The 18,758-nt window shown below is 48.5% G+C and carries 13 protein-coding genes; 3 read left to right on the forward strand and 10 right to left on the reverse strand.

The window, feature by feature from the left end:
• Window positions 1-176: 176 nt before the first annotated feature.
• Window positions 177-1,559, reverse strand: a complete 1,383-nt coding sequence (cysS, locus tag L9P36_RS09605) for a cysteine--tRNA ligase (protein ID WP_237466458.1) — start codon at window positions 1,557-1,559, stop codon at window positions 177-179.
• 172 nt (window positions 1,560-1,731) lie between these two features.
• On the opposite strand from cysS, the gene L9P36_RS09610 reads away from it, so the two are divergent.
• From L9P36_RS09610 to L9P36_RS09620, 3 genes are all read left to right on the forward strand, one after another.
• Window positions 1,732-2,229 carry a peptidylprolyl isomerase gene (locus tag L9P36_RS09610; RefSeq protein ID WP_237466459.1) on the forward strand — a complete coding sequence of 166 codons (498 nt, stop codon included), beginning with the start codon at window positions 1,732-1,734 and terminating at the stop codon, window positions 2,227-2,229.
• Window positions 2,230-2,248: 19 nt separating this feature from the next.
• Window positions 2,249-2,980 (forward strand): UDP-2,3-diacylglucosamine diphosphatase, encoded by a 732-nt coding sequence (lpxH, locus tag L9P36_RS09615; protein WP_237466460.1) that lies wholly within the window; start codon window positions 2,249-2,251, stop codon window positions 2,978-2,980.
• 74 nt (window positions 2,981-3,054) lie between these two features.
• Window positions 3,055-3,954 carry a LysR family transcriptional regulator gene (locus L9P36_RS09620; RefSeq protein ID WP_237466461.1) on the forward strand — a complete coding sequence of 300 codons (900 nt, stop codon included), beginning with the start codon at window positions 3,055-3,057 and terminating at the stop codon, window positions 3,952-3,954.
• Between the two features lie 79 nt (window positions 3,955-4,033).
• Here the strand turns inward: L9P36_RS09620 and purF are convergent, their stop codons facing one another.
• The 9 genes from purF to L9P36_RS09665 all read right to left on the reverse strand — a co-directional run bounded on the left by purF (window position 4,034) and on the right by L9P36_RS09665 (window position 18,664).
• Entirely contained in the window at window positions 4,034-5,554 is a 1,521-nt protein-coding gene (gene purF / locus L9P36_RS09625; RefSeq protein WP_237466462.1) for an amidophosphoribosyltransferase, read from the reverse strand.
• Window positions 5,555-5,589: 35 nt separating this feature from the next.
• A complete protein-coding gene (locus L9P36_RS09630; RefSeq protein ID WP_237466463.1) occupies window positions 5,590-6,087 on the reverse strand; it encodes a CvpA family protein in 498 nt (165 codons plus the stop codon).
• Window positions 6,088-6,168: 81 nt separating this feature from the next.
• Window positions 6,169-6,774, reverse strand: a complete 606-nt coding sequence (locus tag L9P36_RS09635; RefSeq protein WP_237466464.1) for an SPOR domain-containing protein — start codon at window positions 6,772-6,774, stop codon at window positions 6,169-6,171.
• Entirely contained in the window at window positions 6,767-8,047 is a 1,281-nt protein-coding gene (gene folC, locus L9P36_RS09640) for a bifunctional tetrahydrofolate synthase/dihydrofolate synthase (protein ID WP_237466465.1), read from the reverse strand. Before folC ends, L9P36_RS09635 begins: the two co-directional genes overlap by 8 nt.
• Window positions 8,048-8,059: 12 nt before the next feature.
• A complete protein-coding gene (gene accD, locus L9P36_RS09645) occupies window positions 8,060-8,998 on the reverse strand; it encodes an acetyl-CoA carboxylase, carboxyltransferase subunit beta (protein ID WP_237466466.1) in 939 nt (312 codons plus the stop codon).
• Between the two features lie 187 nt (window positions 8,999-9,185).
• A complete protein-coding gene (truA, locus tag L9P36_RS09650; protein WP_237466467.1) occupies window positions 9,186-9,968 on the reverse strand; it encodes a tRNA pseudouridine(38-40) synthase TruA in 783 nt (260 codons plus the stop codon).
• Between the two features lie 87 nt (window positions 9,969-10,055).
• The gene (locus L9P36_RS09655; protein ID WP_237466468.1) at window positions 10,056-16,322 is read right to left on the reverse strand and encodes a FimV/HubP family polar landmark protein; all 6,267 of its coding nucleotides are present in this window, start codon (window positions 16,320-16,322) and stop codon (window positions 10,056-10,058) included.
• A gap of 172 nt (window positions 16,323-16,494) precedes the next feature.
• The gene (locus tag L9P36_RS09660) at window positions 16,495-17,508 is read right to left on the reverse strand and encodes an aspartate-semialdehyde dehydrogenase (RefSeq protein WP_237466469.1); all 1,014 of its coding nucleotides are present in this window, start codon (window positions 17,506-17,508) and stop codon (window positions 16,495-16,497) included.
• Between the two features lie 25 nt (window positions 17,509-17,533).
• A complete protein-coding gene (locus tag L9P36_RS09665) occupies window positions 17,534-18,664 on the reverse strand; it encodes a 4-phosphoerythronate dehydrogenase (RefSeq protein WP_237466470.1) in 1,131 nt (376 codons plus the stop codon).
• Window positions 18,665-18,758 lie beyond the last annotated feature (94 nt).

Genomic DNA, 18,758 nt, shown 5'->3' on the forward strand with positions numbered 1-18,758 from the left:
TAAAGGGTTACATGAAAAACTCAGCAGCGCCGCATAAATATTATTTTATTTATAAAATACAAAATGATACAGAGCAAAGATAAAGGGGGGCTAAAGCTTAAAGCGGCAAAATTTTGTCAGAAAAAAACCAGCCCGAGGGCTGGTTTTATGCATTGAGAATATTGAATTATGAAAATTTAGATACGTCGCCAAGTGGTCCCTTGCGCGCCATCTTCAAGGACAATGCCTTTTGCCGTAAGCGCATCGCGCGCGGCGTCTGCTGCAGCCCAGTCTTTACTGGCGCGAGCATCGTTACGCGCTTTGATCAGCGCTTCAATTTCAGCCACATCATCATCGCCGCCTTGTGCGCCTTGGAAAAAGGCTTCGGCATCTTGAGTCAGTAAGCCCAGCACTTCACCGAGCTGACGCAAACGCGCAGCAAGCCCATTGGCCGCGGCAACATCATCTGCTTTCACGCGGTTGATTTCTCGCGCCAAGTCAAAGAGTACTGAATAGGCTTCAGGGGTATTAAAGTCATCATTCATCGCAGCTTCAAAGCGGCTGACAAATTCTTCACCACCCGCCGCTTCAACTGAGCAGTCCAAACCACGAAGCGCCGTATATAAACGCTCCAATGAAGCACGCGCTTGATTGAGGTTCTCTTCGCTGTAGTTCAGCTGGCTACGATAATGACCAGACATCAAGAAATAGCGCACAGTTTCAGCATCATAATGGCCAAGCACATCGCGAATGGTAAAGAAGTTACCCAATGATTTAGACATCTTCTCGCGATCGACCATCACCATACCACTGTGCATCCATGTGTTCACATAAGGGGTATCGTGAGCACAGCAAGATTGTGCGATTTCGTTTTCATGGTGCGGGAATTGAAGATCCGAGCCGCCACCGTGAATATCAAAGTGATCACCAAGCACGGCTGAGTTCATCGCTGAACATTCGATATGCCACCCAGGACGGCCAGGCCCCCATGGCGATTCCCATGTTGGCTCGCCAGGTTTTGACATTTTCCACAATACAAAGTCTAAAGGACTGCGTTTTGCTGTTTCAATATCAACGCGTGCACCCGCTTGTAGCTGATCCAAATCTTGTTTTGAGAGCTTGCCGTAATCATCAAATTTCGAGACTTCAAACATCACATCGCCATTGCTTGCAACGTAGGCAAAACCACGTGCAATCAAACGCTCAACCAAGGCAATGATCTCAGCAATATACTGGGTTGCACGCGGCTCAATATCAGGACGCGCAATATTTAGGGCATCGAAATCCTGATACATGTCTGCAATCAGACGCTCAGTCAGCTCACCACAGGTTTCGCCGTTCTCTTGTGCGCGTTTAATGATTTTGTCATCGATATCCGTGATATTGCGGACAAACGTCAGGTCATAGCCCAAATAACGTAGATAGCGAGCTACCACGTCAAAGGAAACAAAGGTGCGACCGTGACCGATATGACACAGATCGTAAATGGTTACCCCACACACATACATGCCAACTTTGTTGGCTTCAATTGGCTGAAATTTTTCTTTTTGGCGGGTCAACGAGTTGTAGATCTGTAACATAAAGGGTCAAACTCACATAAAAAATGAAGTGTATTATTACACCGTGAAAGCAGTACTGACGCAAGTGTTCACAATCGCTTGCATGAAGAAATATGCTGCTGCGTGCTACTTTCAAGGCAAGACGCAATCCGTTAGAATCGCCAACGAGTTAACAATCCGCAAAGGACACAACATGGTTATCCTGCACACCACTTATGGTGACATCACCATCAAGCTATTTGAACAAGAAGCACCTGAAACCACTGCAAACTTTTTGCAATACTGCCGCGACGGTTTTTACACTGATACCCTATTCCACCGCGTCATTGACGGTTTCATGATCCAAGGTGGCGGCATGACTTCAGGCCTTCGCGAAAAAGAAACACGTGCGCCAATCAAAAACGAAGCGAACAACGGCCTGAGCAACAAAATTGGTACTTTGGCCATGGCGCGTACCATGGAACCACATTCAGCAAGCTCTCAATTCTTCATTAACGTCAATAATAACGACTTCCTTGATTTTCGCTCAGAAACATCACAAGGCTGGGGTTACTGCGTATTTGGCGAAGTGGTTGAAGGCATGGATGTTGTGAACAAAATCAAAGGTGTGACCACAGGTAACTTTGGCTTTGTGCACCAAGATGTTCCTGTTGATGAAGTGTTCATCACTGGCGCAACCATCACTGAATAATTGTTTGTAAGGACTCGCTGTGCGCACCACCCTATTTATTGCTGACTTGCATCTCAGTGAAACCACACCCGCAATCACCGATTGTTTTTTGCGGTTTCTCGAGACCGAAGCCAGTCAAGCTGAAGCCCTCTATATTCTTGGCGATCTCTTTGAATATTGGGTGGGTGATGATGATAACAGCGATTATTTTTGGTCCATCAAACAAGCGCTCAAAGCGTTGGTCGAGCGCGGTGTTTACTGTGCCTTTATTAATGGCAACCGTGACCTGCTGATTGGCCATCGCTTTGAACAGCAAACTGGGGTCAAAGTCTTACCTCAAGAAACCTTAATCGATCTCTATGGTCGCCCCACATTACTCTTGCATGGCGATACCCTCTGTATCGATGATGTTGCCTATCAAGCCTATCGTGCCAAAGTGCATAATCCACGCAATCAACGCATCTATTATTGGTTGCCCTTGTGGCTTCGCCGTCGTCTAGTGGCAAAAATTCGTGCCAAAAGTAAACAAGGCAAACAGCAAAAATCAGCTGAGATCATGGATGTGAATGAAGCAGAAGTTGCGCGTGTATTACGCCAATACCATATGCCTTTAATGATTCATGGCCACACCCACCGCCCCGCCATTCATCAAATTGAGCTCGACGAGCAAACCACTCAGCGCATTGTGCTCGGCGATTGGTATACCCAAGGTTCAGTACTTCGCGTTACTGAACAAGGGGTTGCCCTTGAACAACTGGCATTTAAAAAATAGCCGCCAAATTTGCAACTGCGAGCCATTCTCTTTAAATTGGGATCACCTTTAAGCAGTATGGTGACATCGAGTCGATGAAACTTGATGATTTAAATTTCTTCCGTCATGTGGTGGAGCAAGGGAGCTACACTGCCGCTTCTCGCAAAACTGGGGTTCCAGTCGCGACGCTCACCCGCAGAATCCAAGCCTTAGAAGAGTGTCTAAATATACGTTTGCTCAATCGGCATGCACGTAAATTATCGCTCACCGAGGCCGGCGAACGCTTTTATCAAGAGTGCAGCCCACTCCTCAAACAACTGATTCATGCCAGCCACCAGCTCACCGATGACTGCCGTGGCGCCGCAGGTCGACTGCGCATCGCAGCACCATCCAATCTCACTAAAGTTTTGCTCCAGCCAATGCTCAACGCATTTATGGCGACCTACCCTGATATTCAATTGGCACTAGGCGTAAGCAATCAAACCGAGCAACTTGACCCAACGGATTGGGATGTCATTTTCCGCGTTGGACCGCAGCGAGACTCCACCTTAATTGCCCGCAAAATTAGCCAAGTGGAAGATATTCTGGTCTCTACCACCTGCTATTTGGCGCAATATCCAGCCCCAGCCCACGCACAGGACTTAAGTGAGCATATGCTGCTCAAAGGTCATCCATTGATGCGCTGGCGTTTGAGTCACCAGCCGAGCAATGAGCTCATCACCATCAATGAGCAGGGTCGCTTTGAAGCCAGTGAGCTTGGTGTCGTTCGTGAAGCCTGTTTGGCTGGGTTAGGGATCGCGCTACTGCCAAATATCATGGTGCAGTCCTGTTTAGAGGACAATGCCTTGGTTCGCGTCTTACCCCAGTGGTCAGCCAATACGCGAGATGTCTTTTTGCTCTATAACCATCGCGAGCACCAACCCGAAAAACTGCGCCTATTTATCGACTTTGCCAGCCAATACTTTTCGCTGGGTCAAAGTGATACGCATGCTTAAACTTGCTCACAGCTGATTTTCACGAAATAAAAAACCCGCGTCGCTGCGGGTTTTTTATGATCGTTGTTCACTCAGCGGCTTAAACGCCTTCGTTGTAAAGCTCTAAGCTGGCGAGATCTTGCTGAATATTTTGTTCCGTTTTCGCATCATCACTGCGAAGCGACTCAAGGTGCTCAAGATAGGCCTGATCGACGCCATCCGTGATGTACTCACCATTAAACACTGAGGTCTCAAATTGGGTGATCTGCGGATTCCCTTCAGCCACAGCGGCTTCTAAATCGCTGAGATCTTGGAAGATCAAACCATCAGCACCAATGATACGGGCAATTTCTGCAACATCACGGCCGTGAGCGATGAGCTCATGCGCTGATGGCATGTCGATACCATAAACGTTCGGGAAGCGAATCTCAGGCGCTGCAGAAGCCATATACACTTTCTTTGCGCCCGCTTCACGTGCCATCTCAATAATTTGCTCTGAGGTGGTGCCACGCACGATGGAGTCATCCACCAACAAGACCGCTTTATCTTTAAACTCAGCATTAATTGCATTGAGTTTACGACGCACCGACTTACGACGCTGGGTTTGCCCCGGCATAATAAAGGTACGGCCCACATAGCGGTTTTTCACAAAACCTTGGCGATAAGGCTTATCAAGAATTTGTGCAATCTCTAGAGCGATATCGCAAGAGGTCTCAGGGATTGGGATCACCACATCGATTTCGAGATCATCCCACTGACGGCGAATCTTCTCACCCAGCTTTTTACCCATATTAACGCGCGCAGCATAGACCGAGACGTTATCAATAAAGCTATCAGGACGCGCAAAGTACACATATTCAAAGATACATGGATTGAGTTGCGGGTTATCTGCACACTGCTGGGTAAAGAGTTCCCCTTCAAAGTTGATATACACCGCCTCACCTGGGGCGATATCACGCATAAAGTCAAAACCGACAGAATCTAAGGCCACAGACTCAGAGGCCACCATGTACTCAGTGCGGCCATCAACAAGCAATCGTTTGCCTAAACAAAGCGGACGAATACCATGAGGGTCGCGAAACGCCACCATACCGTGACCAATGATCATCGCCACCACGCCATAAGCCCCCGAAACTTTACGGTGCACTTCGCGAACAGCTTGGAACATATCGGCCGCCATCAGCGGGTAGTTGGTGGTGAGTTCTAGCTCATGAGCCAGCATATTAAGTAATACTTCAGAATCTGAAGTGGTATTGACATGACGACGACCTTTGGCAAATAGATCATCACGCAAATCATTGGCATTGGTCAGGTTACCATTGTGCGCCAATGTAATGCCGTAAGGCGAGTTCACATAGAATGGCTGCGCTTCAGAAGCACTTGAGCTACCCGCGGTTGGGTAACGCACATGGCCAATACCTACAGTCCCTTGCAAGCGTTGCATATGCTTGGCTTCAAATACGTCGCGCACTAAACCATTGGCTTTGCGCAGACGAAAACGATTGCTTTCGATGGTAATAATACCGGCCGCATCCTGGCCACGATGTTGTAACACCGTCAGTGCATCATAAATCGCTTGATTCACTGGGGTAAAACCAACAATTCCTACAATACCACACATGTTATAAGTACCTTACTCACCTTAGCTGGAGAGCCTCAAACTGGCGTTTGAGGCAGAAAACTGGATGTATCTTTCAAATAGGTAAAGAACCACTCAATCACCACAGCAAAGCGTGGAATGAGGACAGAGTCGCGCCACCAATCCGAATCGGAGAAGGTGGTAAAGGCATCAAGGAAAAACAGCACCGCAGCGACAATCAAGACACCACGAACGCCACCAAAGACCACACCAAGAACGCGATCCGTGCCAGAAAGGCCGGTCTTTTGTACCAATTGACCAATGATGTAATTCACCATGGCACCGAGAATCAGCGTTGCAATAAAGAGCACAGCAATCGCCGCGCCGTTTCGCAACAGCTCATCTTGAATTTGGGTAAAGTATTGTGCCAGTTGCGGATAAAACTGACTGGCGACAAAAAAGGCAGCAAACCAGATCACCAACGATAGCGCTTCTTTGACAAAGCCGCGGATCAAGCTCACTAGAGCAGAAAAGGCAATAATGCCGATAATGACGTAATCAACCCAGATTAACATGCTTGTTTTTTATTCCGTAGGGATGAATGGCGCGCATTCTAACAGAAAAGCGCGCCAAAAAACGACTTTTATAGTGCTCTTTTATGGCGCTAAAGGATCAAAACGTAAAACCTGACCTTTCAGGCCGGTCAAAGTCTCAAGTTTCACCACTTGCTTTTCAAGTGCCCCTTTATCGAGCGCAGGCCCCACCACCACACGGTTGAGGCTACTATCAGAGACCCCTTTGGTGATCACTTGCGCATCAAACCCTTGGCCCTGAAGTTTTTTCACCAAGCGCTGCGCATTATCATGATTGCTAAAGACACCCAACTGAATCACCCAAGCACTCTGGCTAAAATCAGCTTTCGGATTCGCAGGCGCTTCCAGCGTCACTGAGACTGGCTCAGATACAGCCTCGTCCGCCGAATCAGGCTCCATTGGCTCATTTCCTTGCTCAGCACCATTGGATGCATCCACAGTCATCGACACGGTTTGCGTTTGCGTTGGTGCTACCGTTTCGATGCTATCCATGGCTTCAGGTGCTTGCACCACTAGGTTCTCATGATTTACATCAGGCGAGAGTGGAATCGGCTCAAATTGCTCACTGTGCTGCGCTTTTTCACCATCAAACAGATCAGGCAAAATAATGACCCCAAGTGCCACCAAAATAATGGTGCCCACTAAACGGCTTTGAAATTGACTAGCCATGTTGCTCCTCAATTTGCGTCAAAATTTCATCGCGAACTTCGCCCACGGTATGAAATGAGCCAAAGACAATAATTTGATCTTCAGGCATCGCATCGGCACAAGCGACATGCCACGCGGTCACGGGATTGTGAAAAGACATCGCCGTTGGCAAATGCTGACACAATTCATCCGCTTTTGCCGCGCGCGGCCCACTGAGATCAGCGCAATACCAGGCATCGACGCTATCTTGCATCACCGCTAAAGTCCCTGCGATATCTTTATCATGTAACATACCAACCACTGCCAGTACTCGCCCTTGAGGGCGACACAGCTTGAGCTGCGTCGCTAAATACTGCGCTGAATGTGGGTTATGTGCGACATCCAAAATCACCTGTGGCTGACCTTTACCAAGTGCAATACGTTCCATACGCCCAGCGAGCTGAACGGTTTTTAAACCTTGCTCAATATGCTCATCGGTCAATTCAAGCTCAGCGCAACCCAGCGCCATCAACGCCGTGGCTGCATTGGCAATCGGCAAACCCGGCTTTGGCAAATGGGTTAGGTCAAAGGCGCCGCAGAACCAATCCCAACTATCCTCGTTGACTTGATAGCGGAACTGATAACCCACTTGGTGTAACTTTGCACCAATTTCATCGGCATGAGCTGCAACGCTGGCCGGTGGCTCTGGCTGACCACAAATCGCTGGCTTGTCAGTACGGAAAATGCCCGCTTTTTCAAAACCGATTTGCTCAATGTCATCGCCTAGCCAGTCAACATGATCCACGGCAAGGCTGGTGATCACACAAACATCATGATCCACCACGTTAGTGGCATCAAGACGACCGCCCAACCCCACTTCCAAAAGCACCACATCCACTTGCTGCTCACGAAACAGCCAAAGCGCCGCCAAAGTACCAAATTCAAATAGGCTTAAACTGGTGGTATCACGGGCCTGCTCAATGGCATCAAAGGCACGGCAATGCCAGCTGTCTTCGAGCTCTTGGCCATTGATACGAACACGCTCGTTATAACGGCTCAAATGCGGCGAGCTGTAAACGCCAACGCGATAGCCTGCTTGTAGCAAAATCGCTTCCATCAGCGCACAGGTAGAGCCTTTGCCATTGGTGCCGGCAACGGTAATGATGGTGGGTGCGGGTTTGGTTAATTGCGCGTCTTGCGCCACTTTGGCAACACGCTCAAGCCCCAAATCGATCGCGGAGGTATGAATTGACTCAAGATAAGTCAGCCACGTCGCTAAAGAGGACGTGGCTGACGGAAACACTGCAGTTGACATGAACTCACTCGGTTAGAATGTGGAATCCGGTTCCGTTTTGTCCATGTTATCAACTACTGGCAGCTCTTCAACACCTGCAGGCACAGGAACCACCAAAGGAGAGGGTTGATTGGTCATTTTTGCTACCAAACTAGCAATTCGCTGACGCATTTCACGGCGATCCACAATCATGTCGATGGCACCATGCTCCAACAAAAATTCGCTGCGTTGGAAATCATCTGGCAATTGCTCACGTACGGTTTGCTCAATCACGCGGCGACCAGCAAAACCGATAATCGCTTTTGGCTCACCGATATTGATATCACCCAACATGGCAAAACTTGCAGATACACCGCCGTAGGTTGGATCTGTCATCACTGAAATAAATGGCAAACCTTTTTGTGATAAACGCTCAAGCGCGGCACTGGTTTTCGCCATTTGCATCAATGACTGCAAGGCTTCTTGCATACGTGCGCCGCCAGAGGCTGCGAAACAAACCAAAGCACAGTTATCGGCAATCGCTTGGTCAACTGCACGAACAAAGCGCGCGCCAACCACAGAGCCCATGGAGCCGCCCATAAACGCAAACTCAGATGCACAAGCGACCATAGGTACGCCCATCACTTGGCCTTTCATTACGATCAATGCATCTTTTTCACCACTGGCTTTTTGCGCAGCAACGATGCGATCTTTATATTTTTTAGAATCACGGAACTTGAGGACATCTTGTGGCTCGAGCTCATCGGCAATCTCAAAGCGACCTTCTGCATCCAAAAATGTTTCTAGACGACGACGTGCTTTCATTCGCATGTGATGGTCACATTTTGGACATACTTCGAGGTTACGCTCTAGTTCAGCATGGTAAAGCACTTGATCACAAGCGGTACACTTGGTCCATACACCCTCAGGAATCGACGCTTTGCGCGTTGAACCGATATTGCTTTTTGTCAGAATTCTTTCAAGCCAGCTCATGAATGACCTTTCTTTACTAAACTGCACCGAATCATTCAGTGCATAGGAGAATCAAATAAACTTGCCAGATTAAATCATAAACCTTGGCAAGTGTTGATAAAAAACTGGTTGTACCTATGGATTTAGGCGATCCATGCCAGCCAAATCACACCCTCGGACGCACAATGTAACATCCTCTCACGAGCGCTTACGAAAGGAACAGCGGACCCAAGCTAACACGTGGTAAATCAAATTCTTGCGGATAATCCACATCGACTAAATAAAGCCCTTCAGCCTTTGCGGTAGCCGCGGCTTTGGTGCGATCTTTAAGCGCAAGCAAGGTTGCCATCCAATCTTCTGGTTGATTACCACAACCGATTTCAATCAAGCTACCGACGATATTTCGTACCATATGATGAACAAATGCGTTGGCTTTAATATCCACAATCACATAATCATTGTGTCTTGTGACCTCTAAATGCATCAAATTTCGCCAAGGTGAATTTGACTGACATTGCATCGCGCGAAATGACGTAAAGTCATTTTCACCCAGCAGCGCTTGACCGGCACGATGCATTTTATCGGCATCCAAAGGCTGGTGATAATGGCTCACACCATGCGCTAAAATCGCCGGACGATAGCGATGATTAAAAATAATATAGCGGTAACGACGCGCCGTTGCGCTAAAACGCGCATGAAAGTCATCGGGAACTTCTTTCGCCCAACGCACGCCAATATCACGCGGCAAATTGGTATTGGCACCCATGGTCCAAGCTTCCATTTTGCGCATTACTGGCGAGTCAAAATGCACCACCTGCCCTGTGCCATGCACACCCGCATCGGTGCGCCCCGCACATTGAACTTCAATCGGCGTATTGGCCACTTTTGACAACGCCGCTTCTAGGCGCTGCTGCACGCTATCGACGTGTCGTTGACGCTGCCAACCTGAATAGTTCGCGCCATCATATTCAATTCCAAGGGCAATACGCATTGATTCGTTTCTCTATCACAAATGAGGCGTGGGATTATAAAAAAAGGTGGCAACTCACGCTACCACCTTATTCATTTCATCGCTGATTTAACTCAGCGTTTTCATCAGCTGCTTGGCTTCTTGAATGGATGCTAAGTCGCCATCACTAATCACCTCTTGCAGTAGTGATTCAGCCGCTTCCATATCATTCATATCCAAGTAAGCACGCGCCATATCAAGCTTGGCCGTTGCATCATCACCATGACCCATGGCATTGACATGATGAAACACATCATCAAAAGATGCATTGTCTTGTGCTGATGATGACATCGCCTGCGAATGCTCCTCGTGAAGTAACGCATCAATATTCAGATTAGATTCTGGCGTCGCTTCATTCGATAGCAATTCACTGCTACCACCAAAGCTGTCTTCGTCCATCAAATCAGGATCAAAGGCGTCGATATCACTATCTTGCACATTGGGCTGCTGACTCCAATCTTCCGCTTCTAGCTCAGGCTCCGGCGTACTTGCTGTTTGCCAAGCCAGCGCTTCATCACCCTCAAGCATGCTATCTAAACTGCTTAGATCGCCACCTGCGTTTTCAAATTCAGCAAATGGATCATCGCCTGCATCGCTCTCAGTTGGCCCTGCGCTTGCCAGAAAATCATCCAGCTCACTCACACTCTCGTTGCCGCTCTCATCGAACAAGCTATCGATTGGCGAATGCACATGCTGCGCGCCATCCAAGTCATTGGCAATGCTATCTAAATCATCAGAAAGAGACGCACCACCTAAGCCAGAAGATTCGGCAATCTCATCTGAAAATTCATCGCCGGCCAAATCATTGAGCATGTCTTCCATAGCCTGCTCTTCTGGATTGAGACCAATCACCACCTCATTGTCAGTTGACGCTGAATGTAGCAGTACCACATTGTCTTCATCTACAGAAAAGTCAGACAGGTCGGAGAGATCATCCAACTCATGAGAGATCTGTGCATTTGCGGTTGGCTGCAAATCATCAATCGTTGCCACCAAATCAGCATCATCAGCGCTTAAAGGCGCCGCATCAAAGTCTTCACGGCTTAGCTCTGCAATGCCATGGTCAAACTCTGGTGCTTCCTCTGCATCGACCGAGCCAAGCTGGGCCAAGATATCATCAAGCTCACCGCTATCATCAAGACCTAGCTCAAAGCCATGATCATTTTCATCCGCCAGACCTTGCGCAAATTGCGCCAATTCATCATCCACAAGATTCGGACTGTCAGAAACCAGTGATGATAAGTCGTTCATCATCTCAACGGCATCAGGCTCACCCTGCTCTTGCGCAGCCATACGGGCCAAATCTGCGCTGAGATCATCATCCATTAAGGAATCAACGCCCATATCCGCCATGGCGCTTAAATCGGTCATCGCTGCAAGATCATCTTGGCGTGCCAATTCATCAAAATCGAAAGACTCATCAAAATCAGGCTGTGACTGGAACACTTGCGGTGTATCTCGGCCAGTATCCTCAAGCTGCTCGATATCGCTCTGATGACTATCTAGCGCAAGATGGCTAGAATCCACAGGAGATATCATGACTTCTTCTGGCGCTTCATCTGCCGTCAGTTCATGTACATCACTTAAATTAAGATGACTTGAGTCAACTGCACTTGGCATGGCCTCATCTGTTTCTAAGTTCTCAACCAAAGCGCCATGATCATTGAGGGCTAAATGACTTGAGTCCACCATAGCCGATTCAACTTCAGGCTCAGCAAGTTCATCCACACTGGCATCATGATCGGCCAAATCAAGATGATCACTGCTCACCGATGCGGTGGTTTGTGGCTCATCTTCTGCTTCAATTAATCCATTATCTTGATCAAATTCAAGTGGCGTATTTAAGTCACGTAATGTCGATGCCGGTGCCGCGTTTTCTTCGCTATACTGCGGCGCCATATTTGACTCTAGAGCATCAAGCTCAGCGCTAAAATCATCGCCCGCTTCAGCTGAGTCTCCTAACAGCGCATCTAGCTCATTGTCACTTGAGTCATCAGTGCCGACCAAGGCATCGATTTCACTTTCATCGGATTGATTAAAATCAGCAAAGGCATCAAGCTCACTATCACCAGTAGCATCAAAGCTTTCAAAAGCGTCAAGTTCACTGCTATCACCATCATCATGGCTTGCAAACGCATCGGCAAAGGCATCAAGCTCGGCTGCACGCTCATCTTCATCAAAGTGCAGCTCTGGTGCTAAATTCAGCGGTTCACCTTGCGCTTCGGACCAATCCATCAGCGCATCGCTATCTAGCTCATCATCCTCGATGGCACTTGGACTGAAATAATCATCGTCATCATCGCTATCAAGCATGGCTAAATCGCGCATCAGACTGTTGTCCATATCATCGACTACCTCTGAGTCCACACTTGGCGTTGTCGATGGAGCTGCTGCCTCGTGGCCACTCGATGGATCAGAAAGCAATGCGCCCATATCCAAACCGGCCGTATTAAGCATATCTTCGGTTAACTGCTCATCAACACGATTGATTGGCGGCAACATCTGCTCATGGTTTTCATCCAGCTCTTGCTGCTCTTCAAGCGCAGCAACTAAGGCATCATCTTCACTAAATTCAGGTAAATCCGAGAGCTCATAGGTTGCATCGCTAAAATCAAAGGCGAATGGATCGGCTGCTGGCTGCGAAAGATTATCTTGCTCAGCACTCGCCATCGATGGGCTCTGCTCATTGAGATCTGCAGCCATTTGCGCCATCTGCTGATCCAAATTCGCCAGCGATTGCGCGCTACCTGAGATATCAATGCTGTTATCCATATCGGCATCATCAGCACCTTCCCAAGGCGCTAGCTCTTCATCGCTCAGCGCATCCTCTTCATCAAAGGCAAACTGAGACAGATCGAGCACCTCGTCATCGCTATCATCTGCAGCTGCGACAGCATCCGTCGCGATATCATCAGTTGCGGCAATACTATCCGTTGTAACATTTTCAGCTGGCAGATCCTGTTCCTGAATACCTGCAACCCTAGGCTCATGATCTTCGTGCGCTTTGGCAACCGCATCGCTTACCGATTCGCTTTCAGCGGGTGCATTGAATGCACTATCAGCATCCTCAACATCAGAAGAAAGAAATTCAGGTGCTGGCGGCTCAGCAAAATTAGCTTGAGATGACTGCTCAAGGCGCGCCTCAGGACTCAATGCCATCGCTGATGATTCAGCAAGTGGCTGGTCTAGTCCATCAGCCGGTACCGCAGGCGTTTGTGACGATTTCGCTGTGAGCTCAGCCAAAGGATCCATGTCATGTTCCATTGGCGTCGATAAATCCAGCGGGCCTGCATCTGCAAGTAGGTCATCTAATTCAGCGTGCGCTTCGTGTTGCTGTGGTGAAGAGAGGTCAAGCGGACCTGCGTTATCTAATAGCGCTTCAAATGCAGCGTCATCTACTTGCTGCGCATCTTGGTCAAGCGCAGCCAAAATATCATCGGCACTTTGCTCGCCATCAAATAGCAAATCTGTGTCATCGTTTTCATCAAACAGACTGAGCACATCATCACTATCATTTGCATCCAGCGAAAGCGTATCCAAAATATCATCTGATGCTTGCTCAGACATGGCCTCAGGACGGCTTTCATCCGCTGTTAAAGCAGCCGCTAAATCGGTAGTAGGTTCGGCAAAGCCGTCGAGATCATCAAACGCGATATCATCGGCCATATCATCAGCTAGGCTGAGTTCATGCACCAAAGGCTCAGGCTGCGCGGTCAAAGCGTCTGAATCTGCGGCAACATCCTGATTTAAATCAAGAGCATCAAGTACATCTACTTGGTCATCATCCGCTTGACCAACAGCCGCAAAATCAGCCGCGTCATCATCAAGTAGGGCGATCTCATTGACCATCTCAGATGACGAGCTTGAATCTTCTGGTACTAAGGCTTCAGATGCTGATTCTTCTGATGTAAGTACGTCTAAATCAGATGCTTGATCAACGTCGTCAACAAAACCAAAATCATGCGCAGCAAAAGTCTCTGCTGGCTCAGTCGATGCTAATTCTTGTGCTTGAGATAGCGTTTCACTCTCAACATCATGCGCCAGCACATCATTAGCGTGTTCGTCAGCAAAGGACAGATGATCACTCAATGATGGCATTACATCATTGACTTCGATTTCAGCCTCTGCCTGCGGCGCATCCGCAATCTCATCGGCGTCATCGGCAAAGGCCAGCAGATTATCCAATGGATCAGCAGGGTCGTGCGCTTCTTCATCTAATGCCAAGAATGGCTCATCGCTTGGCATCTCTTCATCATCAAAAAGCTCATTAAGCAGCGCATCATCTTCTAATTGCAGACTTGGATCGCTTAACAACGCACCATCATCCTCGTCAGCCACTAACTCATCCAGCAGCGATACGCTATCTTCAATGAGCTCAGGTGCATCAGTGCTATTGAGCAATGGATCTGCTTGGTCCACCAGCTCATCCAGCAGCAGATCACTGTCATCAGTCAGATCAAAATCATCACTTGGATTACCATTTTCATCGACTAAATCACCAATACTGACTTGCTTGCGCTCATGAACAGAATCATTGAGATCTTGCTCTGAAGCGCCTTCCATCATGTCAAATAGTTGGCTAGCTGCGGTGTCGTCATCCAATAGCTCACTGGCGACATTGGCCATGGCCATATCGGCCGTTGGTGCAGGTGCAAAATCATCATCGTCATCAGCAAGTAGCGCCATGGCGGCCGCCAACATTGGCGTCTCTACATTTTGTTGAGCCGCAGCTGGCTGCGAAGGCAATGCTTCTGCTTCTGGCTCATCCATCTCCATACCACTGAGCAAATCGTCCAGCGCTGATTGATCAATGCCCTGGAAGCCAGTGTCTTTGCTATCGGTAATGGAAAGGTCGAAATCATCTTCATCAGCACTGCTCGCAGCAGGCTGAGATTCGGCGTCAGATTGCTCCCGTAAGCTTTGTTCCCACGCGGCTGCAAGCGCATCATCTTGCTGATCAGCTTCTTCGCTCAGCTTATCAATGGCGCGCTCCATATCTTGCAGACCCAGCGCATTGCCATCATCGTTTGGCGATAGATTTGGCTGATCCAGCGAGTCGCTGAGCACATCGTCATCAAGTAAATTGTCTTCGAGCAAGTTAAGCTCATCATCGCCATCGCTGAGTAAGTCCAGCTCGCCGTCATCTTCCAAATCAAGCATTGGCGGCTCAATTAGGCCATCTTCGCGGTTGAGGTCATCCTCAGTAAAGAGCGCCAAATCATCGTGATCATCCAAGTTCAGCTCTGGCATTGAATCGTCATCAAGATTCATCGCTAAACTATCAGGCTCAGCTGCAACAGCAGCGGCACCTGCACCTGCCGCTGCGGCCATTGCAGGCGCAGCCATGCTCATCTCTGGTGCATTAGCACTCGCATTGGCTTTGGTTTCAGATTTATTGGAACGACGAGTCAGAAGCAGCGCCACAATAATGCTCAGCAAAATACCCGGAACTGAGCCAAAGATGGCCAGCAACATCGGATCATTCATAATTTGCTGCCAAATGGATTGCTGTGGCTGATTTTGCTGTGCTTGCCACTCAGCGAGTGCACGTTTGACTTCCGTATTCACTTGTTCTGAGTCTTGAAGCTGGCTTTGTAGCGAATTGATCTCTTGTTGCATTTCGCTTAAACGCAGGCGAAGCAACTTGCTGTTTTCCTGCATTTGTTCAAGCTCAGCATCGGTAATTTTGAGATCTTGCTGAAATGCTTGTGGTTTTTTCGGTGCAAACTCTGAAGCCGTAGGGGCTTGCTCGGTAAATTCTTGTTCTGGCTTGAGCGTACCTGTTTGCACCACAGGTGTTTTAGGTTTCTCGACCTTGGCGGGTTTCGCCGCTTCAGTCACAGGCTTTGGTTGACGCACGGGCGCAGGCTTTGCCGGACTGGTCGCAACGGGCGCTGTATGCGCATGGCTGAGTCGACGCTTGTCTGCTGCCATACGATCAAGGGCATCTTGGGTGCTCCACTGCTTGGCATAGGCTGCTGTTGGCAGGCGAAGCATTTGGCCTGATTTCAATTTATGAATATTGTCGTCATCAAATGCCGATGGATTGAGCAAAAAGATCGCGTGCAATGTCTGATGTACTGACACTGAATTATTTGGGCGCGCTTTTTTTGCAATCGACCAAAGGGTTTCATTGCCAGAAGTGGGACCATAAAGCTTATTTTGCGCTTCATGTGCAGGCGAAACTTGCGATTGTTTTAAAGTTTCACCGTTTGGACCTTTGAGCTGAATCGTATTTGCGAAAGACACGGAAGAGATTGCCAGCGGTGTGATACACAGAGCAGCAATAAAAATGCGTCGCAGACGCTGCGAAAGAGTCGAGTTGCAATATGGCACTGCCAATATTCCTCTTGGCCTGAGATGATGACGATTAACTTAGCACTATATCGGAATCAACCCGCAAAACTGTAGCAAAGCGACTGAATTTTGCGGGTTGCGATCCAGATTCGTGACCCTGCCCGCTTCCTTGTTGCAGGGTCGTGAATCGACGGTGAAAAAAACCGCTCAATTAGAGGTAGTCAGAGACCAATAATTCAGCAATTTGTACCGCGTTGGTGGCGGCGCCTTTGCGCACATTATCAGCGACAACCCACATGTTGAGACCACATGGATGACTGATATCTTGGCGAATACGTGAAACCATCACTGCATCGCTACCCAATGCATTTTCAACTTGGGTTGGAAAATCCATTTCATCAAAGACTTCAACGCCAGCTGCACGCTCAAGCAATAAACGCGCTTCTTCTGCACTGATTGGCTGCATGGTTTCAATATGGAGTGCTTCAGCATGGCCATAAAAGACAGGAACACGCACACAAGTCGGGTTTACCGCAATACTGTCATCGGCAAAGATCTTTTGTGTTTCTAGCACCATTTTCATCTCTTCACGGGTATAGCCGTTGTCGAGCATGTCATCAATTTGCGGTAAACAGTTAAAGGCGATCTGCTTGCTGTAAACATTGTTTTCAGCAGGCATACCGTTGAGCAAACGTGCCGTTTGACCTGCTAGCTCATCCACCCCTTTCTTACCAGAGCCAGACACCGACTGGTAGGTTGCAACGTTAATGCGTGCAATACCCACCGCATCATAAATCGGCTTCAAAGCCACCAGCATTTGGATGGTGGAGCAATTTGGGTTGGCGATAATATTACGGTTACGAAAATCAGCAATCGCTTCGGGGTTCACTTCTGGCACCACCAAAGGAACATCAGGCTCTTGGCGGAACGCCGAGGTGTTATCAATCACCACCACGCCATGGTCTGCTGCAATTGGCGCCCAATATTGTGAAACATCGCTACCGGCAGAGAACAATGCAATCTGCACTTGGCTCCAATCAAATTCAGCAACGTCCTGAACGATAATACGCTTGTTCTTATACTTAACGGCTTCGCCTGCACTGCGCTCACTGGCCAGTAGGAAAAGCTCACCCAGCGGAAAATCACGCTCAGCAAGGCGTTCAACCATGGCTTCACCGACTAGGCCGGTCGCCCCTAAAATTGCCACATTAACTGTTTGGCTCATGTTTCAACCTATTTCACGTTTTGATTTATTGTGTGATGACACGAAAACCCAATTGGGCCAATCGCTGTCCATCCACGACATCGTTCGTTTGCACGGTTAACGCGCTATATTCGCGGCGATCCCAATAATATTTACGCATCGCATCAAAGCTCTCAGGACTATTGACGCTTAAACGAAATTCACTGTCATCGCGGCGAATATCATAAATAATTTGGGTCAAATGACGCAGTAATGCTTGATCGCAAACTGTGGTCAATTGCACCGAAGAGATGGGTGCTTGCGGCAATAAGCTCGCAGCTTCAACCCGTGATTCTTCACCTAAAAACGCGCTATATGCGTTATAAACCATGGTGGTGCCGCGCGCCTTGCCTTCCAAACCATAGCCAGCGATATGTGGCGTCGCAAAGTGCAGCAGTGCGACCAACTCAGGATCAACTTCCGGTTCAAACTCAAAGGTATCGAGCACGGCAGTGATCGACCCTTGTTGCAAACGGCTTTTGAGCGCAGCGTTATTGACCACAGGACCGCGCGCAGCATTAATTAAAATCGAGCCAGGCTTCATCGCATTGAGCTGCATCTCATCTATCAGATGATGGGTCGCATGTTCGCCGTCATAGGTCACAGGCGTGTGTAAGGTCAGCACATCACAGCGCTCAATCAAGGTATCCAACGAGTGAAATTCGCGGGAGTCACCTTCAGCAGCTTTGAGTGGATCACAAAGCAAATGGTGAATATTCAGCGCATCTAAACATTGGCTTAAATAACTCCCCACTTGACCGGCACCCACAATGCCAACCACGCGATCACTGAGCGTAAAGTCTTGTTCCATCGCCAGCACTTGCAGCGCGCTCAGTACATATTCAGCCACCCCTACTTTGTTACAGCCAGGCGCGGCAGTAAAGGCGATGCCACGCTTGGCAAGTAGCGCTTGATCAATATGATCCATACCCGCAGTAGCGGTGCCAACGAAGGCCAGCCGATTGGCTTTTGCTAACAGCGCTTGATTCACTTTGGTAATGGATCGCACCATCAAGGCATCAATATCCACCAAATCATCCGCAGTCAAGCTGCGTCCCGGCATCGCAACCACTTCACCAAAGTGCACAAAGAGTTCGCGCGCGTAAGGCATTGCCTCATCGACTAAAATACGCTTCATCAATCATCGACCTTCCGTTAGCAAAAAAGCCCAGCAATGCTGGGCTTTTTTATTATGCCAATTTTTATCCATCATCAACAGATGAAGGGCAAAA

This window comes from Vibrio stylophorae, from assembly GCF_921293875.1.
Lineage (GTDB): Bacteria > Pseudomonadota > Gammaproteobacteria > Enterobacterales > Vibrionaceae > Vibrio_A > Vibrio_A stylophorae.